This is a genomic window from Leifsonia sp. L25 (assembly GCF_050632895.1).
Map to the genome: position 1 here is coordinate 2,326,466 of NZ_JBODRZ010000003.1, position 24,530 is coordinate 2,350,995.

Here is a 24,530-nt window from a genome sequence, read left to right on the forward strand (position 1 = left end):
GTCCCCGGGCTTGCTCTGGCTGTAAGAGATCGTCGTGCCGGAGAGCGAGGTTGCAGCCGGCGCAGTCCGCGTCGAGACGATCCTCCCGTTTCAAGACGACTTTCACGATCGGGGTTGTTTGACCGCCACATCCGCGGGAAGCCCGCGACGGGGAGTGGCCGTGGGCGGCGCCGCCACCGGCAGCCCGCATGTTGTCGGGAGGCTAGCGTGAAAAAGGTTTGGCCGAGGAATTACGGCCCCGGGCTTACGGAACCAGGCACTCAGTCTTCGCTTATACCTGGACCTGGGTCGCGCACATCAGTGCTACCGCGAGGCCGCGTTGAGTAGCCCGCAGCACAATGATGGACTCCCAGCGGTCCTGGAGGGCGCTGGCATCGGCGGGCACGGCGTCCACGTCGGCCGCGACTGCGAGCGCAGCGTCGGTGGTCTTGGCGATCCGGGCGAAGAGCAACAACCATGTGAGCACGAGTGCGAAACCAACCACGGCGAGAACAGCCGCCAGCGGTGAGGCGCTGACGAAGGCGAGTACGACGGCGGTCGCGGTGAATATCGTGCCACTTCAACGGTCACTCGCGGTGGTCGGGCGACTCCGTCTGTTCACAGACGTCGAGGGCCTCCTGACCGGCCGCGCAAGTGAGGAAACAAGCCAAAGGCCGGGCGCTGATTGCCGCCCTGCAGCTAGAGCCAACGTACTTCCTCACCCCACCCGCACCAGTGTCGACGGCCACCCGGTGGACTCGTTCGGCGCGATCGAGGTGCGCTTCTCCTCCTGCAGCCGGCCGGCGCGGTCGGTGGCGCGCACGGCGAGCGTGTGCGAGCCGGAGGTGGCGTCCCAGTCGAGGGACCACTGCACCCAGGTGTCGGCGTTGATGGCGGCGGCCAGCGTGGCCTCCTGCCAGGGGCCGCCGTCGATCTGCACCTCGACCTTCCGGATCCCGATCGTCTGCGCCCAGGCGACGCCCGCGATCTTCGTCTGTCCGGCCGAGAGCGGCCGGTCGATCCGGGGCGTGTCGATGCGGCTGGAGAGCTTGATCGGCGCCTTCTCGCTGTAGCCGCGGGGCGTCCAGTAGGCCTGGTCGGCGGTGAACGTCGTGACCTTCAGCTCGGTGAGCCACTTGGTCGCCGAGACGTAGCCGTAGAGGCCGGGGACGACCATCCGCACCGGGAAGCCGTGCTCCAGCGGCAATGGCTCGCCGTTCATGCCGACCGCCAGGATGGCGTCGCGGCCCGGGTCGGTGAGCGCGGTGAGCGGCGTGCTCGCGGTGAAGCCGTCGACGCTGCGCGACAGGACCATGTCGGCGCCGTGCCGGGGACGGGCGCGGGCGAGCACCTCTCGCACCGGCACGCCGAGCCAGCGGGCATTGCCGACGAGGTTGCCGCCGACCTGCGCCGCTGGCTGGTCGCCCTCTTGGAGAACGCGATCGATCACTCACCGGCGGGCGGAACCGTCACCGTCGTGGCCAAGCGAAGCGCAGCGAACGCGAGGATCGACGTGACCGACCAGGGCCGAGGTGTCGTCGGGATCTCACCGGATCGGGTGTTCGACCGGTTCGCCCACGGCGCGTCCGCGCGGACGTCCCGCGGTGAGACCCGCACCCGGCACGGGATCGGGCTTGCGCTCGTCCGAGAGCTCGCCGAGCGATACGACGGAACAGTGGACGTCGTGAGGACCGGACCCCAGGGGTCGACATTCAAACTCGTCCTTCCGCTCGCTCGCGGCGGTGCGGCATGAGCGGGCGTCTGCTGATCGTCGAGGACGACCCGCGGCTCGGGCCGATCATGGAGTCGATGCTCTCCATGGACTGGGAGGTGCAGCTGTGCACCTCGGCCGAGGCCGCACTCCGCGAGGCGACCACAACCTACTACGACGTCATGGTCGTTGACCGCCGGCTGCCGGGGATGAGCGGCGAGGGCTTCGTCCGCGCACTCCGGCACCGCTGGCTCGGCACCCCGATCCTGATGCTGACCGCGCTCGGAGAGCTCCACGACCGGATCGAGGGTCTGGACGCGGGTGCGAACGTCTACCTGGTGAAGCCGTTCGAATTCGACGAACTGCGGGCCAGGTTCCGGGCGCTGACCCGCGACTACACCGGGCGAAGCGACGGCATCGAGATCGGCAGCTGGACGTTCTTCCCCGCTGACCACAGTGTGGACTCGCCCTACGCGGGCCGCATCATGCTGACCGAGACCGAGGCGGCGCTTCTGGCGGTCCTCGCCCGCGAGCCGAATCGCACCTTCTCCCGGGAGCACCTGCTCTCAGCCGTCTTCGAACGCGGCGAGCGCATCGCGTCAGTGGAGACTTACGTGCACTACCTGCGCCGGAAGACGGACCGCGAGCTGATCACGACTGTGCGCGGTTGGGGCTATCGCTTGGGAACACCGGCTTGAGCGTCCGCCGCCAGCGCAGCCAGCCCGCGCCCCCATCCACGACGATCACGCGGGCGGCCGGCGCCATGGCCAGAGCCCACACGATCGACGCGAGCACATCCGTCGGGTAGTGCAACCCGTCACTGACGACGGCGACACCCACGATCACCGTCGCGGCAGCGCCCAGAACGACGACGAGCCACCGCCACCGGGTCTCCCGGAACAGGAACCAGGCCGCGAACGCCAGCGCGAGCACGAACGCAGTGTGGCCGCTTGGGAATGACCCATCGACCTGCGCCGGCACGTATGCGTGGGCCAGGGACGTCGCTTCCGGTCGGGGCCGGTCGACGATCACCTTGAGCACGGCGACCGGCAGCCAGGTGACAGCGACGATCAGCCCGAAGGAGACCGCCGTCAGGAACGAACGCGAGATAAACCAGACGACCCCGGCCAGCACAACGGTCAGCGCGACGGCAGCTGCAGGCCCGACCAGGACGTACACGAGATCGGCGAACAATCCCCATGCTCCCGTGTGCACCTGGTTCAGCGCGACCACCGCGCCGAGATCGAACGGATGTCCCTTGAGGAAAAGTCCGGCGACGAGCAGGAGGATTCCGACGACGGCCGCGACCGCGATTGCGACGAGCGGTCGGCGCGACGGGCGGAACATCCCCGAACGCTTAACAACAGGGGTGCTGCGAGAAATGGTGGCGGACCTGTCCATGAAAACCCTTCCGCACACCACAGGCGACAGAGAGGTGTGCCGTCCAAGGTTCTCCGACCCGCACCAAGGATCGACCAAGAATGCGCGACGATACCTGAATGCTTGTGCCGTGGCTGCGCGGCCGTACTGGGGCGTATCTCCCATATCTGTGGTGAGGCTCGCCGCAGTCTTGTGGGATGAGGTCGACGGGTCGCGGTATCGGGTGTTCACGGATGAGCAGTGGGCGCGGATCGAGCCGCTGCTGCCGTCGAATGCGGGTATGCGGGGTCATCCGTTCGGTGATAACCGACGGGTGGTCGAGGGGATCACGTACCGGTTCCGGACGGGGATCCCATGGCGGGATCTCCCACGGGGCGAGTTCGGGCCGTGGCAGACGGTGCGGAAGCGGCACCGCCGCTATGCCGGTGATGGCACCTGGGATCGTGTGTTCGCGCAGATCCTCGCCGAAGCCGACGCGGCGGGGAAGATCGACTGGGCCGTGTCGGTGGATGCGACGATCGCGCGAGCGCATCAGCACTCGACGAACACGACCCGCCCGGAGCAGGACACAGGGGGCGGGATCGAATCACAAGAATCTGCCCTGGCACGAGGTTGAACCGCCCGGGCACGGGATCGGCCGCTCCCGCGGCGGGCCGACCACGACGATGCACCAGGCTGTCGATGGGCACGGTCGTCCGTTGGTGATGATCGTCACCGGCGGGCAGCGTAACGCGGCGGTGCGATGCTGACCGTGGTCCTCGCCCAGATCCATGTTCCCCGTCTCGGTCGCGGGCGGACCCGGACCAGGCCCGACGCGGTGATCGCCGACCGCGCCTATGCGACAGGTGTCATCCGTAGCGAGCTGCGACGCCGCGGCATCAAGTCCGTGATCCCGGACAAGCGGGATCAGGCGGCCGCCCGCAATCGACGTGGTCTCCGGGGCGGACGCCCTCCCGGTCTCGACGAGGTGGCCTACAACGGTCGCAACGTCGTCGAGCGGTACTTCGCGCTCGCCAAGCAATGGCGCGGTATCGCGACGAGGTTCGACAAGCTCGTGCTCACCTACCGTGCCGGCGTTACGATCTGCGCCATCCTCACCTGGCTCCGCCAAATGAGAGACACACCCTAGAGCGCGGTGGCAGCACCATCGGCGAGCCGGACCACATCATGCTCAACGACAGGACGGGCTTGCCCCAGACCTCGACGGGGAAGGGTGCGTCGGGTGGGGATTTGCGAAGAGACTGCGACCGATATCGCCTCCTCCGGAAGGCTCCACACTGCATCACTCCAGCCAGCCAGGATATCCCGGGCCTGGTCGATCGGGTGGATCACGGAACCGGCGACGATCTCCGGGCCGACATCGTGCAGCTCGAAATCGAACGATGTCGCAACGCCGAAGTTGCCGCCGCCGCGGGACGCCCAAACATCCGGCTCACTCTCGGCCGTCCACGCTGATGGGGCGCTCGGCGGTGACGAGATCGACCACGCGAAGGCCGTCGCAGGTGACGCCGAAGCGCCGCCTGAGCCGGCCGACCCCGCCATCGACGACGAACCCGGCGACCACGGTGGTGAAGATGATGTCGCCGACCGTTGCCAGCCAGAAGGCCTTACTCTCACCGTTGAACAACCCAGGTCATTCCGGTCTGCACGCGCGTCAGCGCCCCTTGGGGCGAAAAGCCGCATTAGCGTGAGTCGCGAAGACCTCCGGTGAAAATGTGAGCTTGGAAACCATCGGGGTGCAGCGTGTCGGCCCGTTCGGGCACCAGTGGCGCTGGCAGGGGTGCCCGCGCCGTCCCGGGCCACGGGAGCGCGCGCGTCGACCCCGTCTCCATTCCGCCGTCCGTCCCCACTCCGACGTCGGTCGCGCTGCCCTATTCCGTCGGGGGGCAGCCGCCGCGCAGCAGACCTACACCCCGGAGAACTGAGTTCAGGAGGCGTTGCGGAGTCGGTGGGGGAGTCGTCGAACGCTGGAGAGCCGCATCAGCAGCGCCCCGATGATCCAGTTGGCGATGAGCGAGGAGCCTCCGGCCGCCAGGAAGGGCGTGGTCAGGCCGGTGAGCGGGATGACCCGGGTGACGCCGCCGATTATGATGAAGGCTTGGAGGGCCACCCCGAACGACAGCCCGACGGCGAGGAGGGCGCCGAAGTCGTCGGCGCTGTCGAATCCGATCCGCAGGCCGCGGAAGGTGACCAGCAGGTAGAGGCTGAAGATCGCGAACAGGCCGGCGAGGCCGAGTTCCTCGCCGAGGCTGGCGACGATGTAGTCGCTCTGCGAGACGGGGTCACCCAGGGCTGCCCCTGGCCGAGCCCGGTGCCGATGATCCCGCCGTGGGCGATGCCGAACAGGCCTTGGACGAGTTGGAAGCTGCCGCCGTTGGCGTCGTAGATGTGCTGGTCGAAGGGGGTGAGCCAGTTGGCGAAGCGGAGGTGCACGTAGGTCAGGGCGGCGTTGGCTGCGGCCCCGCCGATGACGATCAAGACGGCGCCGATGGCCAGCCAGCCGATCCGGCCGGTTGCGACGTAGATGACGACGAGGAAGATCCCGAAGTACAGCAGTCCCGGCCCCAGGTCGCGCTGGAGGATCACGACGACGATCGATAGCAGCCACACCAGCACGACCGGGCCGAGGTGGCGCACGCGGGGGAACCGCATGCCCAGGAAGCGGCGGCCGAGCAGCGAGAGCGCGTCTCTGTGCCGCATGAGATAGCCGGCGAAGAACGCGGCCAGCGCGATCTTCGCGATCTCGCCAGGCTGGAAGCTGAACGCGCCGATGCCGATCCAGGCCCGCGCCCCGGACACCGTCTTGCCGATGCCGGGCAGTAGCGGCAGCAGCAGGAGAGCGAACGCGACCAGGCCCACGGTGTAGGTGTACCGGTTGAGGACCTGGACGTTGCGGATGACGACGAGGGTGAGGATGGCGCAGACGATCGCGATCGCGCACCAGACGATCTGCCGCACGCTGGTGCTTCCCCAGCCGCTGTACCCGTAGTGGAGGTCGATCCGGTAGATCTCGGCGATGCCCAGCCCGGTGAGCACCATCATGATCGGCAGGAAGAACGGGTCGGCCGTAGGTGTCAGGAACCGCATCACGACGTGCATGGCGAGCGCGAGCAGCGGCGAGATGGCGCTGAGCTGCAGGAAGCCGGGCTCGATCCTGCCGAGGGCGCCGAGCTGCACCAGCGCGACTGCCGCGACCGAGATGCAGCCTGCCACGAGTAGGAGTAGCAGCTCGACGTTTCGGATCCGCACCGCGGTACTGGCGCCGTACGAGAGAGTCGCGTTCATCTTTCGTGGTCCGTTTGCGGGCGACACATGTGACTACACACGCGATCAATCCTTCGGCACAAGCGAGTAATTGAAGCTGTCCCATTCTGACTGGCGCTTGCGCTGAACACGTTGTTAGAGTCCTGTCAGGAAGCGCCGTCCAACTCGCGGCACGCACCCCAGTGTCAGCAACAGATCCTGCCCGCGCCTCGAGGGTATCATCCTCCGGGTCACGAACTAGAGTGGTCGGAGACGATCACTTGAATCGGAAACAGGGCCGCGCTCCCGTCCTCCTGCGGGATCTTCCGCGCAGGAACCACACGTTGCGCTGGGCCGCATCACCGCCGCCCAATTCAACCGGCCCACGGGTGCATCGGCCGATGCTCGTCGATCGCGGCGCCTTCGCGCTCGGCTTTGACTGGCTGATCGTCCGGTGGGACCCGCTGGGGATCATCGCTGCTGCCCGGCGCCGCTGTCCCGCCGGGCGCCCGGCGGCGGCCCAGGTCCGTGCCGAGCAGGGGCTCAGGACGCTGGACGCACTCGCCGGGTACGCCACGGAGCACCGGCGAAGCGTTGGCGAAGAGGGCGGCCGGATCGAGGCCGGCGTTCGCGCGGACCTGTCAGTGTCCGAGTTCGACCGGCCACTTCGCGGCCGCGCCGGCGCTGGCGGCGGTCGCTTGGGTGATCGTCGAATCTGGCCAGACATCGGACGAGCGGGTGTCAGCTGCCGCTGCGGCCCCTTCGACACTTCTCCCGAACGGCTTGCCGTCCCCCTAATCGGTACCCCCAAAACGAAGGACAAGATACGAGCGGCTTGTGATTTTCCGGCTGTCCCCAAATGGGCCAGCGGGCACAGAGCAGTCGAACTTTGCCTAGATACTCGCATTGTCGCAAACTTCGCCCCTATACTTGCAGTCGCCCATGAAAGACGCCGAATCGGCGAAAATCACTGCAACCTCAAAGGGGGATAGTCCTGTGTTCAAGAAGATTCTTGCAGTCGTTGCGCTTACGATCGCAGCCGTTTTCGCCGTGCCGATGGCGGCAAGCGCCGCTGGCTATGTGCCATCGAGCAATGTGACGGTCAGCAACTCGAACCCGGCTCCCGGCCAGACGGTCGTTGTCAGCTTCAAGGCTGGCTCCTTCCTGGCCAGCGAGAACGTCCAGTTCACGCTCACTGGTCAGGATGCTGCGGGTGCTTCGCTCGCGTCGCTGCACGCGGTCGTCAACTCGAAGACGCTCGTCAAGCCGGCTTCGTCGACGGGCGCCGTCACTGTTGATGTCACCTTGCCGACCGACGCGAGCGGCACCTACACGCTGACTGCGGCCGGTGTCACCTCCGGAAACGTGGCCACCGTGTCCCTTACCGTCACCCCTGCTGACGCCGCCGGCGCCAGCACGGGCAGCGGCCTTGCCGACACTGGTTCGACCATCTCGCTCATCGCGATCTGGGTCGCCGGCGGCCTGGTGCTCCTCGGCGCCGCGTTCGTCGCGGTGAATGTCATCGTCCGTCGTCAGCGCGCCAAAGCGTAACCACAGGCGACACGATTCAACAGACGGCCCTGCATATCCCGCAGGGCCGTCTTTTCGTCTTCTGCCGCAGGTGAAGCCCGAGGTTTGTCAGTGCGGCCAGGTCAGTGCGACCGCGATCGCGTTGAACACCATGTGGGCCACGATCGCACCGGTCAGCCTCCCGGTGCGGGCGACGATCGCGCCGGCGACGACGCCGAGCACGAGCGTCGCGATGCCGAGCGTCAGCGTCTGCGTCAGGACGGGGGAGCCCTCGACAGCCACATGCAGGGCCGCGAAGAGGACCGCACTGACACCGACCGCCGTCGCGGTCGCAACGCGCGCTGACATCCTCACGCGGCACACCGCCTCGACCGCCCGCTGCAGGAGACCGCGGAAGAAGACCTCCTCGACCAACGGACCGATGACGACGGGGAACGCGATGGCCGCAATCGTCTGCCATCCCTGCGGCCCACCGTCGATTGCCGACGAGGAGCCGAGCCCGGTCTGCCCGCTGACCACGACGGTGGCAAGGAGCACGACGGCCCGTGCCAAGAGGCCCCCGCCGAGACCCCACGCGAGATCGACGGGTCTGGCATGCAGAGCCAGACGGTCCCGTAGCTGCCGGGAAACCATCCGTGCGCACCCGACCGCGACTGCGAGGAGCAGCGGACCCCACACCACTACGTAGGAGAGCACGTCGGCGACGGCCGGATCGACCTCCCGACGCTGCACGGCTTCCGACAGCCACGCGGACGCCACCACGACGACCACCATGGCGATCACCGCTATCGAGACGTCACGGATCGGGCGTAGGACGGGTAAAGCGGTCGTGAGGGCGGGCAGGCGGGGGCCGGACATGCTCCCAACCTACGGGAAACGAGGCGGCCCGACGGTCTTCGGCCCACCGCGGAAATGCAAGTGTTGACCGCTCGGTATGCGAAAATATTCGGGAGCCTCGACCGACGGGCGCTGACATTGGGGAAGGCTGGCCGTGGAGCTACGTGACTACATCACCGTGATGCGTAAAGGGTGGGTGCTCATCGTCATCCTCGCGCTCGCGGGTGTCGCTGTGGCTGCCGCGTTCTCCGTCTTGAAGAAGCCCGACTACTCCGCTTCCGCGCAAGTCTTCGTCTCCACACAGAGCAGCGGGACGGTCGCCGACCTCGCCCAGGGGAGCACCTTCACGCAGCAGCGCGTGAAGACGTACGCCGACCTGGTGAAGACTCCGATCGTCCTGCTCCCGGTCGCGTCGAGTCTGCATTTGAAGATGACGTCGGACGACCTGTCGACGCTCGTGACGGCGGACGCCCCGCTCGACACCTCCCTGATCTCCATCACGGTCACCTCCACCGACCCGGTGGAGGCGGCGAACATTGCGAATGCCACTTCGCAGAGCCTGACCAACGTGGTGCAGCAGATCGAGTCGACGGGCGCGACCAAAGAGCCTCAGGTGAAGCTGACCCGTGTCACCGAGGCGGAGGTGCCCAACGCCCCGGTCAGCCCGAACGTGCCGCTGAACACCGCGCTCGGCCTCCTCGTCGGCCTCGCCGCAGGGATCGGGCTCGCCGTGCTCCGCCACGCCCTCGACACGCGGGTGCGCAACGAACAGGATGTTGAGCAGATCGACAGCGCGCCCATCGTCGGCGGGATCGCCTTCGACCCGAAGGCGGCGCAGCGTCCCCTGATCGTCCACGCCGACCCGCGCAGCCCGCGGGCCGAGTCGTTCCGCACTCTCCGCACGAACTTGCAGTATCTCGATCTCGAGGGTCGCGCCCGCTCCTTCGTGGTGACCTCCTCGATTCAGTCGGAGGGTAAGAGCACGACCACCGCGAACCTCGCCATCGCGCTCGACACTGCAGGCAGCCGTGTGCTCGTCGTCGACGCCGACCTGCGCCGGCCGAAGCTCGCCGATTACCTGGGCCTCGAGGGCGCCGTCGGACTGACCGATGTGCTGATCGGCCGCGCACAGCTGAAGGACGTGGTGCAGCGCTGGGGGCGCAACAGCCTCTACGTGCTGCCTGCAGGTCACATCCCGCCGAACCCCAGCGAACTTCTCGGCTCGCACACCATGGCCAGCCTCATCGAGACGCTCGAGAAGCAGTTCGACTATGTGCTGTTCGACGCGCCGCCGCTGCTGCCGGTGACGGATGCGGCCATCCTCGCGCGCAAGGCCAGCGGTGCCATCGTGGTCGTGGCCGCCGGCCAGACGCACAAATCGCAGCTCTCCGGCGCGGTCAGCGCGCTGCACAACGTCGGCGCCACCGTCTCCGGCTTCGTCATGACGATGATGCCCACGTCCGGCCCCGACGCCTACGGCTACGGACGATACGGGTACGCCTCCGGATACGGCTACACGCAGGACACCCCGGCGAAAAAGACCAAGCCGAAGAGCCGCCGGCGCGCTCCCGCGGGTGCTGCGGCGCGATGACCGACATCGTGCCACCCGGCATCGCAGACGAATTCACGGTGCTCGTGGTGTGCTCGGGCAACATCTGCCGATCTCCCCTCGCCGAACAGTTGCTGGCCGCGCGCCTTAAGGCGTCTGGGCGGCCCGTGCGGGTATCGAGCGCAGGGACGGTCGCGGAGCAAGGCTTCGCGATGGACGCAACAGCGGCTGAGATTTCACGTCGATACGGGGGCGACCCGTCCGCGCACGCGGCACGTCCGCTGACGGAAGAGCTCATCGCGGACTCCGGGCTCGTGCTCACGGCCACCCGTCAGCACCGAGCAGCGGTCGTCTCCCTGCTTCCCCGCGCCTCTCGGTACACGTTCACGCTCGCCGAGTTCGCGCGGCTGTCCGGAGGCCTGGCCGGGACCCTCCCGGACGGCGTCGTGGATGCACCCTCGCTCGTGGAGGCCGTGGCGGCGGAGCGCGGCCACGTCTTGCCGCCGGAGGATCCATCCGACGACGACATCGTCGATCCCTACCGGCAGACGCCCGACGTGCATGAAGCGGTCGCCGCGCGAATCGACTCTCTCGCCGGAATCGTCGCGGGCGCATTCCGCGCGCTGCCGTCAGAGGGAGCACGCTAGTGGCACGGTCGCGAATCGCCGCTCTGCCGCGCAGAGCGCGCGCCCGTCGGGTCGCCGTCATCGTTCTGATCGTCGCGTTCCTGGCGGTGGACGGCGTCCTCATTGCCATGGCGGCGACGGCTGCGGGCGTTAAGCCGCATGGCACGCTGGCGCCGATCCCGACCTTCTCGAGCATGCCAACGCCGACGCCCACGCCGGACGGCACGCCGACTCCCGCTCCCTCGTCGACGACGGTGGCGGCCACGATTCCGTCGACCGCGGTCTCCCCGCGCTTCCTGGCCGCCGTGAGCGCGACCACCGCGTGGAGGGCGACGCCCGGCTCATGCACGGGGACCCCGGCGGTCGTCGAGGAGACCACCAACGGCGGCGGGACGTGGGTTCGGGCCGACCTGAGCAAGATCTCCGCCCGCACGGTCCTGTTCCTGAGCGGAGGCGCGACGAGCGCCACCGTCGTCTCCGGGGCCACCAGTTCCTGCACACCCGCGTTCTTCGCGTCGTTCACCAGCGGCAGATTCTGGGCGCCCTACCCGGACCGGGTGAGCGAGGCCTCCTACATCGACCCCGCCACGCACGCGCTGTACGTCGCCGGCACGACGACGCCGTCGCCGTGCGCCGACCCGCGCCAGGTGGCGCACACCTCCACCGCCACGGCAGTCGTCTGCCCCGGCGAACTGGAGGCCCGCACGGGTTCCGGCGCGTGGGTGGGCATCCCGGTCCCCGGTCTCCTTGCGGTCGCGGCCGCCCCGAACGGCTGGGTGGTCGCCGTCTCCGGCGTCGGCGGTTGCGCCGGCGTCGCTGTTCAGGCCATGGACGGGTCACTCCGTCCTGGCATGTCTGTCACCACGACCGGGTGCGCCGTTGCGGCGACGCCGGTCGGTGTCACTCTCAGTCAGAGCGGACCGACGCTCTGGTTGTGGAGTGGTGACAAGACATTCGTCTCGTCAGATTCGGGTGCGAATTGGTGAGGTGACCGATGGGGATGGAAGTCGAGCAGGGGGCGCGCCGGGGATCCGGCCGCGGCTCGACGCACGCCTGGAGCGCGGAGTTCGCGAGACGTCTTATGATCACAGACGTGCTCGTGCTCATCTGGGTCGTGTTCGGGGTCCAAATCGAGTGGTTCGGCCTCGACAGCGCGGTCGTGTCGTCGACGGTGCGCAATGTGAATGACCTCGCAATCGGCTATACGACGGTGTCGGTCATCCTGATCGTCGCGTGGATGATCATGCTTCACGTCTTCGGCACCCGCGACTACCGAGTGATCGGGGGCGGCAGCGCCGAGTACCGCCAGATCGCGTCCAGTGCGATGTACCTCTTCGGGCTCATTGCGATTGTCGGCTATCTGTTCAAGATCGATCTCGCGCGGGGCTACATCCTCATCGCATTTCCACTCGGTATCGTCGTTCTGATCTTCTCGCGGTGGATCTGGAGACAGTGGCTGAGCGCGAAACGGGAGCAGGGCCTGTATTGCGCACGCGTCCTCGTGGTGGGATCGTTGCCGACAGCCAGTCACATTGCTCGAGAACTCGCGCGGCACCCAGAGGAGGGTTACCTCGTCGTCGGTGCGTGCGTGCCGGATGGCCAGGCAGGCACGACCCTGGCGGGGACATCCGTGCCGGTCGCCGGTGACATTGGCGAGGCGCTGAGCGTGCTCGACGAGGTCGGAGCGGACACGGTCGCTATCACAAGCTCGGGAGAGCTGGGTCCGAGCGGGATCCGCCAGCTCGGCTGGGGTCTGGAGGCTGGGGAGCGTCATCTGATCGTGGCGCCGGCGCTGACGGATGTCGGCGGCCCGCGCATTCACACGCGTCCAGTGGCGGGGCTGCCGCTGATCCACGTTGAGACTCCGAAGTATGACGGCACCACGCTGCTCGCGAAGCGCACTTTCGACATCGTCGGGGCCATCGCGCTGTTGATTGCGCTGTCACCCCTGCTGGTGACCGTGGCGGTGCTGGTTTGGTTGACGAGTCCGGGCCCTGTGTTCTATGCGCAGGAGCGCATTGGTCTGAATGGCAAACCGTTCAGGATGTTGAAGTTCCGTTCCATGAAGGTCAACGCCGACGCGGAGCTCGCTGCGCTGCTCGCCGCGCAGGGGCGCGACGATCGACCGGGTTTCAAGATCCAGAACGATCCGCGCATCACTCCGGTCGGCCGCTTCCTGCGCAAGTACTCGCTCGATGAGTTCCCGCAGCTGTTCAACGTGCTGTTCGGTCAGATGAGCCTGGTTGGTCCGCGCCCACAGCGCGAGGGCGAGGTCGCTCTGTACGACGCGGCTGCGCACCGACGTCTGCTTCTGAAGCCCGGGATGAGCGGGCTGTGGCAGGTAGGAGGGCGTTCCAGTCTCAGTTGGGAGGACTCCATTCGTCTCGACCTCTACTACGTCGAGAACTGGTCCCTGGTCAGCGACCTCGTCATCCTGTGGCGGACGCTGAAGGCGGTCGTCAGGCCGGGGGAGGAAGCACATTGAGTGTCACGCTGATCGTGGAGCCGAACCAGTCCGGGCACCGGCTGTACTACGTCCGACTGCTGGCGCAGGCGGCGGTGGCCCGCGGCGATGAGGTGGTGCTCGCGCTTTCGGAGGCCGCGTCGGCGACGGATGAGTCCGGCCTGCACCTGTCCGGAATCGCCGAGTCCGTCACGATCGTCAGCGCTCGTGACTTCGGGGTAGACGCCGTTGCCGAGTTGAGCAGGCGGTACGACGCTGCGATCACGGTCGTTCCCGACGGTGACCGATTCGCGATGCGGCTGGCGCGAACCCGCGGCGGGTGGAGCGGCCAGGGCGCGCTGTCGGTGCTGATCATGAGGGAGGTCGCCCAACCGGGGCGCCTCAGCATGGTCGTGGCTGCCAAGTCTCGGATCCGCACTGCGCTCTTCCATCGCGCTTCCCGGCTCCCCGCGTGCGCCTGAGTGTTCTCAAGTCCGCCACGTGGACGGGTGACTCCATGTTCGCGTGTGCACCCGATCCCGTGTCGCTCGCGTGCGGCGACGATGACATATCGGAGCTTCGCGCGGCCTGGAACCTGGAGGACGACCGCTATTGGTTCGGGGTGCTGGGCGCGATCTTCGATCGCAAAAATGTGCCCCTTGTCGCACGCGCTCTGCGCGCGGCCGAGGCGCAGAACAGCGGTCTATTGATCGCGGGACGTTGCGATCCGGAGGCGGCCAGGGCGATGGCTGGACCGCTGGCGGAACTGACCGCAGCCGGCGCGAAGGTGGTCGTGGTCGATCGGCTCCTTTCGGAGCTCGAGCTGGATGCGGCGGTCACCGCAGTGGACTGCGTCGTACTCGCGCACTCCAACGAGGGGCCGAGCGGCCTCTTCGGCAAGGCTGCCGCGGCAGGGACGCGTGTCGTCGCCGCCGGAGCGCTCAGCCTACGCGAGGACGCCCGCCACGTGCCATCGCTCGCATCCTGGGTGCCGCTGGACGAAACGGCACTCATGGGTGCCATGAGAAGGGCGCAGGCTCTCCACCGGCCGACGGCGGTTTTTGCCCCCGAGAACGCCCGATTCGCCGAGGCTCTGCTGTGAGTAGTCAGATGCGGTGGATTGTTTTCGGAACGCTGGTCGTAGCAGCGGCGGTCGTTGCTCTTATCTCATTTCCGATGGCGTGGCTGGGCGTCTTGGCTCTGCTGCTCGTGCCACTTCTCAGTCGCGCTGACGGGCGACTACTCCTTTATGTCGGGGGCACCCTGACGGTGTTTCAGAGTTCAGCGGGGATCTCGGCGCCGAAGGTCATCTTCTTCGTAGTCGCGGGCGGGATCGGCGTGTTTGCCCTCTTCAACTCGATTCGGCATTTTCGTGAGCCGTGGGCGCGACCGTTCCGGGCCGCCATGGCGGGGGCGGGCGTCATTTTCGGGCTGACGGTCCTCGCAACGATTGTGGGGCTGCTGCAGGGAGTCGTGCTTTCTGAAGTCATTCGCGACGGAGTCACGTACCTCTTGATAGCCGCCGCCGTCCCCGTTGCGTTGGATGCAGCGCGAGTCATGAATACGAGGGCAGTGCGTCTTCTGACGATCGTCGTCACAAGCGTCAGCGGTGCCTCGCTCATGCTGCACGAACTGACCCTACGCGGTGTCAGCAACGTTGCCGTCGACAAGCTTGTGGCGCCGTCGATGATGGTGCTTTCGGCTGGGGTTGCATTGGCCTGTGTTCGCGGGTTCGAGGGCCGCAGGCTCAAGTGGGGATGGCTGGGGTTCGGAGCTGCACTCGTAGCCTTTGTGCTCGCCAGCGGAAGCCGCGAGGGGCTTGTGCTGCTCGCTGCAGCGCTGCCGGTAGTCGGAATCGCATTCAGGCGAAGAAGCGGAGTATTCCGGCTCGTGGTGGGGGTTGCAGGATTCGCAGCTGGCCTCGGACTTCTCGTCGTCCTGGCAGCTTCGACCGTTACGAGTTCGAGCTTTCTCCAGAGCAGGTTGCAGGCCAGCCTGGCGGTGCTCCAAGGTGGCTCGCTTCAAGACGCGTCTGGAATCATTCGGGCGAGAGCGACCGCGTATGCACTTGATGTGTGGTGGCCGAACTGGGCTGTAGGAGTCGGGTTCGGGCACGTCTTCCCCGACCCGAATCCTGGTGGAGGAACGGCAGATTTCCAGGTCGATAGTTCGGCCACGTTACTTGCCAAATTCGGTTTGATCGGCTGTGCGCTGCTTCTGGTCGGCGTGCTTCTCATCGTTCGCAGTGGCTGGGGACGCTTCGGTTCGCTGCCGCGACTGTCCGAGCAGGGGGTAGCGATTGGTGCCGTTGCGGTTTGGTTCGCTCAACTGTATTTCGGGTCCCCCACCGAGGATCGCGGTTTCTCGCTGGCGGTTCTGATGATTGTCCTCCTCCTGGCGGCTCGCGCACGGGAAGATGCTTCCGCAGAGGCGCGGGATCTGCAGAAGCCGCCAGGGATCCTCGAGCATCCGAGCGTTGCACAACGTGGCGGCGTCGTCCCATGAAAATCGTCCAGGTTCTCCTCAGCAAGCGCATTGGGGGCGCTGAAACGCTCGCGGCGTCGCTGGAATCCGAGTGGTCCACGGTTGGCGTCGCCAGCGAGATCGTTTACCTCGATGAGGACGGGTCTTCGAGCCATCCGCTTTCGCGAGTGCGTCGCCTAGTGAAGACGCTGCATTATCTGAAACCCGACGTCGTGGTCGCACATTCGGCACTGCCCGCGGTCTATGCGCGCATCTGCGGTCCGATCGGTGCTCGAGTGTATTCGGTTCTCCATAGCGCCAGCGATGATTTCGAGGACATAAAGCTGAAAGTTGCCGAACGAGTGCTCCGATGGCGCACGCACGGCGTGATCGCGGTCAGCGCCCCCAGGCGCAGAGGTATCGGTCACGATTCGGCGGCTCCGTTCCGATCCATGTGATCCCCAACGGAATACCACGCGAGTTTCGCCGGCCACGCGAGCAGGCGACCCGGCCTGCGATGATAATCGAGGTAGCGCGAGTCGTCGCTCAGAAGCGCCCGGATGTTTGGCTCACTGCTGTCGCTGAAGTGCTGGACGCCTACCCCCAACTCGACGCGGCGTGGTGGGGACCGCCTTCCGGCGACACGGGCTTCGACGAGGAACTCGCGGCCAGCGCGTCACGTGCCGGTCTGGGGCACGTATTCCAGGGCCCGACGAGCACGCCGGCGTCCGCCTATGCCCGGGGAGACATTCTTGCGCACGCCGCGACTAGAGAGGCGCACAGTGTCGGACTGCTCGAGGCCGCTGCTATGGGCTTGGTCGTCGTCTGTTCGACTTCGGTCGCTCGCGATCTGCCGAACGATTTCCCGGCTGTGACATTCCGCGACGAGGACCCGGGCCATCTCGCGAGCCGCCTCGGCGAGGTGATCGCGGAGTGGGAGCCACATTCACGTCGCGCCCACGCATACGCAGCGGAGATTGCTGCAACCTACTCCGCCGAAGAGTGCGCTCGCCGATATCTTCGCATTCTCGGCGGTGCCGGTTGACGGAAAGAGAGATGAACGGTGACGGAGACCATGCAGCTGCGCTTGGGTGAACTCGCAAATCGCTGTGGGGCCTTCTCCCCGAGACGATTGTGAAGGTTGAGCGGTTCGGCTATTCGACCGGTCTGGCCCCGCGTGTGACGATCATCATTCCGGTGCACAATCAAGCTGAAGTAATTCGGACTCATCTCGAAGCGATCCGTGACGCAACCGCTGAGGCGCACGAGTTCATCGTCATCGCCGATGGATGCACCGACTCGTCCGCAGAAATCGCGACGGCGTGGGGGCGGGAGGCGAACATGGGTGTACAAACGATAGGCATCACGATCGTCCGTATCGATGATGGTGTTTTCGAAACCATGTCCGACACCGTGGGCGCAGCGCTAGCAAGAGGCGAGTACCTCATCGAGGTCCAAGCTGACATGCTTGTCTGGGAGCGCGGGTACGATCGGGTGCTCATTCGCGCGCTGGAAAGCTCTCCAGAACTGATAGCGGTGAGTGGGCGGGGTGGTCACGCCTTCGGCCTCGTCGTGCCCGGGCACTCGGCGGGGCTGGTGGGGCCTGCATCTCGGAAGGTATTCGGGCTCAAGGCGAAAATGCTGAAGCGTTACCGCGCGAATCGGGCTGAGCTCCACCTGAGTGACAGCATCGGCCGCATCGGCGCGCTGATCGAATATCCTGCGATCGTGACGGGCCGCCGTATGGTCTACGTTCACGAAACCGTGATGCGCGGCCCGTGGGCCATCAAACGAGCTGATTTCGGCATGCTCGAAGGATTCGACACCGAACGCTTCTTTCTCGGCAATGACGATCACGACCTCGCCATGCGTGCGCTCGTCGAGCACGGGAGGCGAGTCGGTTTCGTGCCGCTCGGCTTCGACTCGCCAATCGACCTCGGCTCGACGCGCGCACCACGGCCGCCTGAGGCCCAGCGCAGATTCGCGGAGTTGAAGCGGTATTACGACGCGAGATTCGCCGACAGTACGCTGGCACGTCGCATTGACGGCCTCAAGGCACCTCGTCGATATCGTGTCGAGGTCGCGCCAGAATGACCGACGAGCCAGACACGCCCGCCGTCGATGTCGGAGCACCCGGTAGTCATCGATTTGAGCCGAAGCGGGGGTGGCGACCCAGGCGATCATGCTCGCCGGCACGACTGGTCTCGCCCAGCTGATCACCGCGGCCATGTACATCGCCGCGGCACGAGGCGTCGCGCCCCGCGAGTACGGACTGGTCGTGACCGCGATCTCAATTGGGATGGCTGCCGTCGGATTCGCCGATTTCGGTACGAATGCCCTGTGGATACGAGAACTCGCCCGAGGACGACTGTCGCCTGCCGGACTCGGCCCCCGGATTTTCACCAAGCTCGCGCTGATCGGCGTGTGCAGCGTCGTATGGTTGCTCATCGGGCTTGTCGTGTCGCCGGGGAGCCTCATCTGGGCAGCTGGTCCGATCGCGATCGCGATCCTTGCCAATCAGACCTCGCAAGTTCCGCTTCGAGGCGCGGGTCGCGGTGATCTGGCGGCGGTCAGCGTCCTCTGCGACCGGGTTTCCGGAGCGATTGCCATGGCGGCGCTCATCGTCGCCGGTGTCTCCACCTCCACAGCGCTCTGGGTCAGCCTGGTCATGGGTTCGTTGATCGCAGCGGTGGTCGGATGGATGTTGACACCGAGGGGGGACGAGCGCGGATTCGGGGTCGGCTATGGGCGAACCCATGGTCGGGTGCAGGCTACTTCGGTCTGTACGGGGTGTCGACCAGCGCCCAGTCGCTTGACATTGCGGTCATGTCAAGCTTTGGCGGGCCGGCTGTCGCCGGCGTTTACGGCGCTGTGAATCGATGGACCCAACCAATGGGTCTCCTCGTCGGCGCATTCTCATCAGCGTCCGCTCCCTACATCGCACGGTCGAACACGTGGCATGTCGCCTGGTCGCATGTCCGTTCCGCAATCTGGCTTCCGCTCGCCGCAATTGCAACGTGTCTGGGTGTCGTGATGTTAGCTCCCTATCTGGTGCCCGTCTTGATCGGCCCCAAATATGCAGGATCTGTTGGGGTGCTCCAGATCCTGGCGCTCGCTACGATTCCCGGCATTCTCAATCAGCCGTTGGCGGTGTTTCTTCAGGCCACCGGTCTCGACCGAATCGTCGCGATCATCATGACCGTGAACGTGGTGATCGCTCTTGTTCTGATCGGAGTCTTGTCGGGCCTCTTTGGTGCGGTCGGCGCAGCGGTCGCTGCCCTTGTGACGCAAGGATTCGTTGCGACGGCGCTGATCGTTATCGCCGCGCGCCATAAGCCGCGTTTCCAGCGTTGAAGCGAAAGTACGCTCTTTACAGCCGCTAGTAGCGCCGGAGTTAGGTCAGATTAAGTAGATGCCAATCAGTACTTGGTTCCGTCAGCCGAGATCGACCGGTCACTCACGCGCAGGGCCTGTTCGAAGACGGTCGCAAAACTACGTGGAGTCATCGCGAGAATCGGCGGGTCGCTGATCGGCCCGTTCCAAGCGTCCTTGCTCGCCTGCATCCCTCCGGCCAAGGACTCGACGCTGGTGTCGACAATGTGGACACCCGGCATATCAGCGACTGATGCCGCGACGCCAGCGGTCCGAGAGATCACCACATGCAGCCCGGCGGCCAGCGCCTCATTAGCCACGAGCCCCCATACCTCTTCGGTCGAGGCGAGTGTCAAAGTGTTATGTCTGGCGAAGAGGCCAGCGATCTCGGAGTACGGGATGTGCCCGGTGAACTGGATGCGTTGGGCAACGTTCTGGCGCTCCGCGTCGGTGTGGAGGGCGTTCTCCTGGTCGCCGAGGCCGGCGATCGTGAGTGAATCGTCCGGCGAGGCGATTCGCGCGAAGGCTTCGATCAGCCCACGCACGTTTTTTCGCGCGATGAGCTGCCCCACATACAGGAAACGGTGGCCAGCCGAATCGGGCGATCGGGGAGACACAGTCCGAGCAGCTTGCGCTCGCTCGGCGATTCCTTCGACATCGACGGCATTAAACCCGACATCGATCCGCGTCGCGTCCACCCCCATGGCGAGAACCGCATCGCGCGCTGCTATGCCGGGCACGACCACGCGATCGAGGAGCTTGAAAAAGCGTCGTCTGGTGGCGGCGATCGGCCCGCGTCGGTGACGCTGAGTCGAGAGTGTGGACTCGTAGAAGCCGACGGTTCGTACTCCGCGGAGCTTGCACCAGATCAATGCTTGCCAGTACGCGGGGGATTCCCACCCCGCCAGCAGCACGGCATCCGGTCGGTACCTCGCGAGGAAACCGACGCGCAGCGCCGTGTAGTACGAGCTTTCACCACGGCTGACACGCGCCGTCGGAAGCTCAGCAACCTCGTAAGTAGGGGCGTCGTATTCCGCCCATTCCCGTCCGCGGTTGGTGCCACCTCGACGGAACCGGGCCTGGTTCTCTAGCAGAAGGACCGTGAGTTCGGTGGACTCGGCCAGCGCATCCCACACCGGCCGCCGGTAGGGGGCGGCGACATTCGTCATCCAGACGACCCGACGGAGTGTTCCCGATTCCGACTGAGTGTTCACGTGTCCCTGCAATTTGGCCGGCTGTGTTGACGCGACGTTCTTGGGGCACGTCGCACAGATCATCGGAAGCCTAGAGGGTGCAAGGAAACAAAAAGGTAAACCATTGCTGCCGTCCAGGCTTCCTGAACCAATTCGCAGATCCGCTTACGCGTAGTGCCTCAGTAGTGCCTCCCCGACGGCCTCGATGCTGAACACCTCGGCCACCGCCCGCGCGGCGTTGCGGACCGTTGTATCCCTGAGCTCGTGATCGGCGAGCAGCCGCGCGACCGCCTCGGCGAGCTCGGCGGGGCTCCCGTCGGTCACCAGCGCGGCCTCGCGTTCGGCGAGCACCCCGGAAATGCCGCATCCCGCGGTGAGGACGACCGGCACCCCGGCTGCCATGGCCTCGAGCACGGTCATGGGGAAGACCTCGGCGATGCTCGGAAGGACGTACACATCGGCGCGGGCGAGGCGCTCCGGCGCGCGGCCCGGGGGAAGAGCACCCTCGTAGGTCACCGCTCCGGCAAGGTCTTCGGATTCGACGAATGCGCGCAAGGTCTCGAGGTCGCCCTCATCCGGGCCGATGACGGTGAAGTGCGCGCGCGCGCCCCGCGCCACGAGTTCGCGCGCCATCTCCGCGAACGCCATCACGCGCTTTCCCGGATGCAGCCGCGCGAGGAACAGCACTTCGGGAACATCGGTCGCCCGGTGGATGCGCGCACGTGGAGCCGCAGGGACGCCGTTGGCGATGCGCTCGGGCCGGGGCCCCCGCCCGTCATGGCGATCAGATCCGCGACCTCTGCGTCCGTCAGCGCGAGCGAGACGCGCGCAGCGCGCAGAACCGCCCGCGTCGCGAGGGCATCGAAAATGCGTGCCTTCAGACGCCGATCGGGCCGCACCATCCCGTGCGGCTGAACGACGAACGGAAGGCGACGGCGCTGCACCAGGAGCGCCACCGGAAGAGTGATCAGGTCGCGTGCGAGATGCACGTGGACGATGTCGTAAGGATTGGCCGACAGGAACTCCCGCACCAGGGAGGCCGAGAACAGGCCGCTGAAGCCGCCGACCGGGAGTCGCCGCACCGGGAACAATCGCACCGTCACACCGGGGACGTCGACCGTTGCCACGCCATCCCAGCCGGCCAGTAGCTCCACGGTGTGCCCGCGCCGTGCCAGCTCCTCCGCCTGAGCCATCGCGACTGCGACAGGACCGCCGAACGCGCCGTCCGCCGAGATGTAGGTGACGACGTGCGCGATTCTCATGAGGCGGACTCATCGAAGCGCGTGCCCACGATCGTGCTGTCTAAGCCTGAGACGACGGAGTTCGCCGGCACGGTTCCCGAAACGATCGACATCGGACGTACCAGCGCCGAGCGACCGATGTCGGTGCCGCCCAGCACGATACAGCGCGAGGTGATCCACACACCGGCGTCGATACGGATCGGTCGTGTCAGCAGTGCCATATCGCGGCGGTGCGCGTGGCTGCCCGTCGTCAGAAAGGTCTCCTGCGAGATGACGACGTCGTGCCCGACGTAGATGTGATCCTGATTGTGGAACCAGACCCCTTCGCCGATCCACGTGTCGCGCCCGATGTGCAGCTTCCACGGGAACCGGACGCGCGTGCGTGGCCGGAAGACTACGCCGTCGCCGATATCGGCGCCGAACAGCCGGAGCACGCCGACACGGAGGCGGGACGAGACTTGTAATGGGTTGGTCACGAACAGGAGCTCCGCGAGCCCCCACAGGTATACGACCCAGGCCGGGCGCCCCCAGCGTGCACGTTCGCCGGGCGCTGCAGCGAGGCTGATGACCGGAACCGGACTCGGCCGCTCCAGCCCCTGATCGTTCATTTCGCGCTCCCTGTCGTCAGCACGGACCTGGGGTACTGTTTCAGCGTGTCCCCGCAGCCGCTTCGCATCACGATCTTAGGCCTTCACTATGCCCCTGAGCGGACGGGAAACGCGCCGTACACGTCATCGCTCGCCCGAGGGCTGCGGGAGCGGGGTTACGACGTGCGGGTCGTCACGGGTCACCCTCATTACCCAGACTGGAGGATTTGGCCTGGGTTCGGTCAGTGGACCCGGCGTGAGAGCGTCGACGGTGTCCCGGTCGCGCGCCTGCGGCACTACGTGCCGCGCAGGCCGACTGCGATGACGCGCCTGCTGTCCGAGTTGAGCTTCGGCGTGCGCCTGCTGTTCGCGAGGTGGGGCCGTCCCGATGTGGTGCTGCTCGTTTCGCCTGCGCTCTTCTCCACGGTGGTCGCGATGGGTCGCGCTCGCCTCAGCCCCAAGCGGCCGGGCATCGGGGTCTGGGTCCAGGACCTCTACAGCCGCGGTGTCGCCGAGACCGGTGCGGGAGGCCGCAGAGCCGTGGGCCCCATGACTGCTGTCGAGTCCAGCACACTGAAGGCGGCGGACGGTGTCGCCGTTATCCACGAGCGTTTCAAGACCGTCGTGACCTCGAGCCTGCGGGTCGATCCCGAACGGGTGGCCGTCATCCGCAACTGGTCGCACCTGCCTGCGATCGTGCACGACAGCCGGGACGAGGTCCGCGCCCGTCGCGGCTGGCGAAACGACGAGGTTATCGTCCTTCACGCCGGCAATATGGGTGCGAAGCAGGCGCTCGAGAACGTCGTCGACGCCGCGAAGGTCGCGGACGAGCGCGGCGTCGACCTCCGCTTCGTCCTGCTCGGCGACGGCAATCAACGCGAGCGCCTCGAGTGGCTCGCGCAAGGCGTCGAGCGCATCGAGTTCATCGACCCGCTCCCCGACGAGGAGTTTCAGCGCACACTGGCGAGCGCGGACATCCTGCTCGTCAACGAACTGCCGGGGGTGGCGGAGATGGCCGTGCCGAGCAAACTCACCTCGTACTTCGGGACGGGCCTCCCCGTTCTCGCTGCCACCGACAGTGGCAGCGTCACCGCGAGCGAGATCGCGGCGTCGGGCGGAGGCGTCCGCGCCGACCCGGGCAAACCGCGCGAACTTGTCGAGGCCGCCCTCCAGTTAGCGGCCGAACAGCAGACACACAACGCGATGGGAGCAGCGGGCCGCGAGTTCCGCCACGTGCACCTCGCGGCCGAAATGGCGATCGCCCGGTATGCTGAGTGGCTGGCGGGCCTTGCCGTTTCCCGACGATGATGCCTGAGTATCCGCCAATTTGCCCGACGGGGGAGTCATTGAGCAAGCGCGCGTTCATCACGGGTATCACCGGGCAGGACGGGTCCTATCTGGCTGAACTGCTTCTGAAGAAGGGTTACGAAGTCCACGGCCTTATCCGCCGCGCGTCGACCTTCAATACCGGACGCATCGACCACCTCTACCGCGACCCGCATGACCCGAAGGCGAAGCTCTTCCTGCACTACGGCGACCTGAGCGACGGCGCGCGGCTCGTGAGCCTACTGAGCGAGCTCAAACCGGACGAGGTCTATAACCTCGGCGCCCAGTCCCACGTGCGGGTCTCCTTCGACGAGCCTGAGCACACCGGTGACACCACCGGGATCGGTTCGACGCGGATGCTCGAAGCTGTGCGTGTCTCGGGCATACACACCCGCTTCTACCAGGCCTCCTCGTCCGAGATGTTCGGGGCGACCCCTCCGCCGCAGGATGAGGACACGCCGTTTTATCCGCGCTCACCCTACGGCGCCGCGAAAGTGTACAGCTACTGGATCACCCGGAACTACCGCGAGGCATACGGGATGTTCGCCGTCAACGGCATCCTCTTCAACCACGAGTCACCCCGACGCGGAGAAACCTTCGTGACCCGCAAGATCACGCGCGCCATAGCTGAGATCAATGCCGGCCGCCAGGAGCACCTCTACCTCGGAAACCTCGACGCCATCCGCGACTGGGGATACGCCGCCGAGTACGTCGAGGGCATGTGGCGCATGCTCCAGGCCGACCAGCCGGACGACTTCGTCCTGGCCACCGGTGTGAAGTACACCGTCCGCGAATTCCTGGAGACCGCGTTCTCGCACGCCGGCCTCAACTGGGAGGACCACGTCAGATTCGACGATCGCTACCTGCGCCCGACCGAGGTCGACGCCCTGATCGGCGATGCCTCCAAGGCGAAGCGCGTTCTCGGCTGGGAGCCCACGGTCGACGCCGGGCAGCTCGCCCGCATCATGGTCGAGGCAGACATCGAAGCGCTTGGGCAGCCGGGAACCGGCTGGATCGACCGGGTCGAGCTCGACAGTTGGGCGGCCTGAC

General features: G+C 66.4%; 26 protein-coding genes and 3 pseudogenes. 18 read left to right on the plus strand and 11 right to left on the minus strand.

Translation table 11 applies throughout. From position 1 onward, the window contains the following. Positions 1-271: 271 nt before the first annotated feature. Together ACRAWC_RS15605 and ACRAWC_RS15610 are read right to left on the minus strand one after the other, a co-directional pair. Entirely contained in the window at positions 272-466 is a 195-nt protein-coding gene (locus ACRAWC_RS15605; protein WP_121263603.1) for a hypothetical protein, read from the minus strand. A 231-nt stretch (positions 467-697) separates the two neighbouring features. Then, positions 698-1,387: pseudogene (locus ACRAWC_RS15610) on the minus strand (molybdopterin-dependent oxidoreductase); the annotation flags it as partial. Between ACRAWC_RS15610 and ACRAWC_RS15615 the strand changes: the two are divergent. Both ACRAWC_RS15615 and ACRAWC_RS15620 read left to right on the plus strand, forming a co-directional pair. Continuing rightward, positions 1,304-1,732, plus strand: coding sequence for a sensor histidine kinase (locus ACRAWC_RS15615; RefSeq protein WP_431348553.1), 429 nt, complete (start codon positions 1,304-1,306; stop codon positions 1,730-1,732). The pseudogene ACRAWC_RS15610 and the gene ACRAWC_RS15615 overlap by 84 nt on opposite strands. Then, complete coding sequence (locus tag ACRAWC_RS15620; RefSeq protein ID WP_431348554.1) at positions 1,729-2,388, plus strand: response regulator transcription factor; 660 nt, start codon at positions 1,729-1,731, stop codon at positions 2,386-2,388. The genes ACRAWC_RS15615 and ACRAWC_RS15620 overlap by 4 nt, the downstream gene beginning before the upstream one ends. Here ACRAWC_RS15620 and ACRAWC_RS15625 read toward each other — a convergent pair. Next, the gene (locus ACRAWC_RS15625; RefSeq protein ID WP_431348555.1) at positions 2,342-3,301 is read right to left on the minus strand and encodes a phosphatase PAP2 family protein; all 960 of its coding nucleotides are present in this window, start codon (positions 3,299-3,301) and stop codon (positions 2,342-2,344) included. The genes ACRAWC_RS15620 and ACRAWC_RS15625 overlap by 47 nt on opposite strands. Here ACRAWC_RS15625 and ACRAWC_RS15630 point away from each other — a divergent pair. Beyond that, positions 3,261-4,199, plus strand: a pseudogene (locus ACRAWC_RS15630) (IS5 family transposase). The gene ACRAWC_RS15625 and the pseudogene ACRAWC_RS15630 overlap by 41 nt on opposite strands. A gap of 303 nt (positions 4,200-4,502) precedes the next feature. Here ACRAWC_RS15630 and ACRAWC_RS15635 read toward each other — a convergent pair. The 3 genes and pseudogenes from ACRAWC_RS15635 to ACRAWC_RS15645 all read right to left on the minus strand — a co-directional run. Then, entirely contained in the window at positions 4,503-4,697 is a 195-nt protein-coding gene (locus tag ACRAWC_RS15635; protein WP_121263600.1) for a hypothetical protein, read from the minus strand. 300 nt (positions 4,698-4,997) lie between these two features. Next, complete coding sequence (locus tag ACRAWC_RS15640; protein ID WP_431349460.1) at positions 4,998-5,483, minus strand: FtsW/RodA/SpoVE family cell cycle protein; 486 nt, start codon at positions 5,481-5,483, stop codon at positions 4,998-5,000. Then, positions 5,420-6,355 (minus strand): annotated as a pseudogene (locus tag ACRAWC_RS15645) (FtsW/RodA/SpoVE family cell cycle protein); the annotation flags it as partial. The pseudogene ACRAWC_RS15645 and the gene ACRAWC_RS15640, both read right to left, overlap by 64 nt. 900 nt (positions 6,356-7,255) lie before the next feature. Between ACRAWC_RS15645 and ACRAWC_RS15650 the strand changes: the two are divergent. After that, the gene (locus ACRAWC_RS15650) at positions 7,256-7,864 is read left to right on the plus strand and encodes a sortase (RefSeq protein ID WP_431348556.1); all 609 of its coding nucleotides are present in this window, start codon (positions 7,256-7,258) and stop codon (positions 7,862-7,864) included. Positions 7,865-7,951: 87 nt separating this feature from the next. Here the strand turns inward: ACRAWC_RS15650 and ACRAWC_RS15655 are convergent, their stop codons facing one another. Then, the gene (locus ACRAWC_RS15655; RefSeq protein WP_121263597.1) at positions 7,952-8,701 is read right to left on the minus strand and encodes a CPBP family intramembrane glutamic endopeptidase; all 750 of its coding nucleotides are present in this window, start codon (positions 8,699-8,701) and stop codon (positions 7,952-7,954) included. A 133-nt stretch (positions 8,702-8,834) separates the two neighbouring features. Here ACRAWC_RS15655 and ACRAWC_RS15660 point away from each other — a divergent pair, with 133 nt between their 5' ends. From ACRAWC_RS15660 to ACRAWC_RS15715, 12 genes are all read left to right on the plus strand, one after another. Then, entirely contained in the window at positions 8,835-10,271 is a 1,437-nt protein-coding gene (locus ACRAWC_RS15660) for a polysaccharide biosynthesis tyrosine autokinase (protein WP_121263596.1), read from the plus strand. Then, positions 10,268-10,876: a low molecular weight phosphatase family protein gene (locus ACRAWC_RS15665; RefSeq protein ID WP_431348557.1), complete on the plus strand. Its 609-nt coding sequence runs from the start codon at positions 10,268-10,270 to the stop codon at positions 10,874-10,876. The genes ACRAWC_RS15660 and ACRAWC_RS15665 overlap by 4 nt, the downstream gene beginning before the upstream one ends. Beyond that, on the plus strand, positions 10,876-11,841 hold the full coding sequence (locus tag ACRAWC_RS15670) for a hypothetical protein (protein ID WP_183080080.1): 966 nt from the start codon (positions 10,876-10,878) through the stop codon (positions 11,839-11,841). The genes ACRAWC_RS15665 and ACRAWC_RS15670 overlap by 1 nt, the downstream gene beginning before the upstream one ends. 107 nt (positions 11,842-11,948) lie before the next feature. Then, complete coding sequence (locus ACRAWC_RS15675) at positions 11,949-13,340, plus strand: sugar transferase (RefSeq protein WP_431348558.1); 1,392 nt, start codon at positions 11,949-11,951, stop codon at positions 13,338-13,340. Continuing rightward, complete coding sequence (locus ACRAWC_RS15680) at positions 13,337-13,780, plus strand: hypothetical protein (protein WP_431348559.1); 444 nt, start codon at positions 13,337-13,339, stop codon at positions 13,778-13,780. The genes ACRAWC_RS15675 and ACRAWC_RS15680 overlap by 4 nt, the downstream gene beginning before the upstream one ends. A gap of 140 nt (positions 13,781-13,920) precedes the next feature. Further along, complete coding sequence (locus tag ACRAWC_RS15685) at positions 13,921-14,400, plus strand: hypothetical protein (RefSeq protein WP_431348560.1); 480 nt, start codon at positions 13,921-13,923, stop codon at positions 14,398-14,400. Next, the gene (locus tag ACRAWC_RS15690) at positions 14,397-15,803 is read left to right on the plus strand and encodes a hypothetical protein (protein WP_431348561.1); all 1,407 of its coding nucleotides are present in this window, start codon (positions 14,397-14,399) and stop codon (positions 15,801-15,803) included. Before ACRAWC_RS15685 ends, ACRAWC_RS15690 begins: the two co-directional genes overlap by 4 nt. Then, complete coding sequence (locus ACRAWC_RS15695; protein WP_431348562.1) at positions 15,800-16,219, plus strand: hypothetical protein; 420 nt, start codon at positions 15,800-15,802, stop codon at positions 16,217-16,219. Before ACRAWC_RS15690 ends, ACRAWC_RS15695 begins: the two co-directional genes overlap by 4 nt. Beyond that, complete coding sequence (locus ACRAWC_RS15700) at positions 16,132-16,806, plus strand: glycosyltransferase (RefSeq protein ID WP_431348563.1); 675 nt, start codon at positions 16,132-16,134, stop codon at positions 16,804-16,806. The genes ACRAWC_RS15695 and ACRAWC_RS15700 overlap by 88 nt, the downstream gene beginning before the upstream one ends. A gap of 134 nt (positions 16,807-16,940) precedes the next feature. After that, positions 16,941-17,855 carry a glycosyltransferase family A protein gene (locus ACRAWC_RS15705; RefSeq protein ID WP_431348564.1) on the plus strand — a complete coding sequence of 305 codons (915 nt, stop codon included), beginning with the start codon at positions 16,941-16,943 and terminating at the stop codon, positions 17,853-17,855. 70 nt (positions 17,856-17,925) lie between these two features. Then, positions 17,926-18,636, plus strand: a complete 711-nt coding sequence (locus ACRAWC_RS15710; RefSeq protein ID WP_431348565.1) for a hypothetical protein — start codon at positions 17,926-17,928, stop codon at positions 18,634-18,636. Between the two features lie 218 nt (positions 18,637-18,854). Then, positions 18,855-19,115, plus strand: a complete 261-nt coding sequence (locus tag ACRAWC_RS15715; RefSeq protein WP_431348566.1) for a polysaccharide biosynthesis C-terminal domain-containing protein — start codon at positions 18,855-18,857, stop codon at positions 19,113-19,115. A gap of 65 nt (positions 19,116-19,180) precedes the next feature. Here the strand turns inward: ACRAWC_RS15715 and ACRAWC_RS15720 are convergent, their stop codons facing one another. From ACRAWC_RS15720 to ACRAWC_RS15735, 4 genes are all read right to left on the minus strand, one after another. Continuing rightward, positions 19,181-20,302 carry a glycosyltransferase family 4 protein gene (locus ACRAWC_RS15720; RefSeq protein WP_431348567.1) on the minus strand — a complete coding sequence of 374 codons (1,122 nt, stop codon included), beginning with the start codon at positions 20,300-20,302 and terminating at the stop codon, positions 19,181-19,183. Between the two features lie 189 nt (positions 20,303-20,491). Then, positions 20,492-21,076 carry a glycosyltransferase gene (locus tag ACRAWC_RS15725; RefSeq protein WP_431349461.1) on the minus strand — a complete coding sequence of 195 codons (585 nt, stop codon included), beginning with the start codon at positions 21,074-21,076 and terminating at the stop codon, positions 20,492-20,494. After that, positions 20,974-21,588 carry a glycosyltransferase gene (locus ACRAWC_RS15730; RefSeq protein WP_431348568.1) on the minus strand — a complete coding sequence of 205 codons (615 nt, stop codon included), beginning with the start codon at positions 21,586-21,588 and terminating at the stop codon, positions 20,974-20,976. Before ACRAWC_RS15730 ends, ACRAWC_RS15725 begins: the two co-directional genes overlap by 103 nt. Continuing rightward, on the minus strand, positions 21,585-22,175 hold the full coding sequence (locus ACRAWC_RS15735) for an acetyltransferase (RefSeq protein ID WP_121263586.1): 591 nt from the start codon (positions 22,173-22,175) through the stop codon (positions 21,585-21,587). The genes ACRAWC_RS15730 and ACRAWC_RS15735 overlap by 4 nt, the downstream gene beginning before the upstream one ends. A gap of 45 nt (positions 22,176-22,220) precedes the next feature. Between ACRAWC_RS15735 and ACRAWC_RS15740 the strand changes: the two genes are divergently transcribed. After that, positions 22,221-23,462 (plus strand): glycosyltransferase family 4 protein, encoded by a 1,242-nt coding sequence (locus ACRAWC_RS15740; RefSeq protein WP_431348569.1) that lies wholly within the window; start codon positions 22,221-22,223, stop codon positions 23,460-23,462. 38 nt (positions 23,463-23,500) lie between these two features. After that, the gene (gmd, locus tag ACRAWC_RS15745) at positions 23,501-24,529 is read left to right on the plus strand and encodes a GDP-mannose 4,6-dehydratase (protein WP_431349462.1); all 1,029 of its coding nucleotides are present in this window, start codon (positions 23,501-23,503) and stop codon (positions 24,527-24,529) included. The last annotated feature ends 1 nt before the right edge of the window (position 24,530 follow it).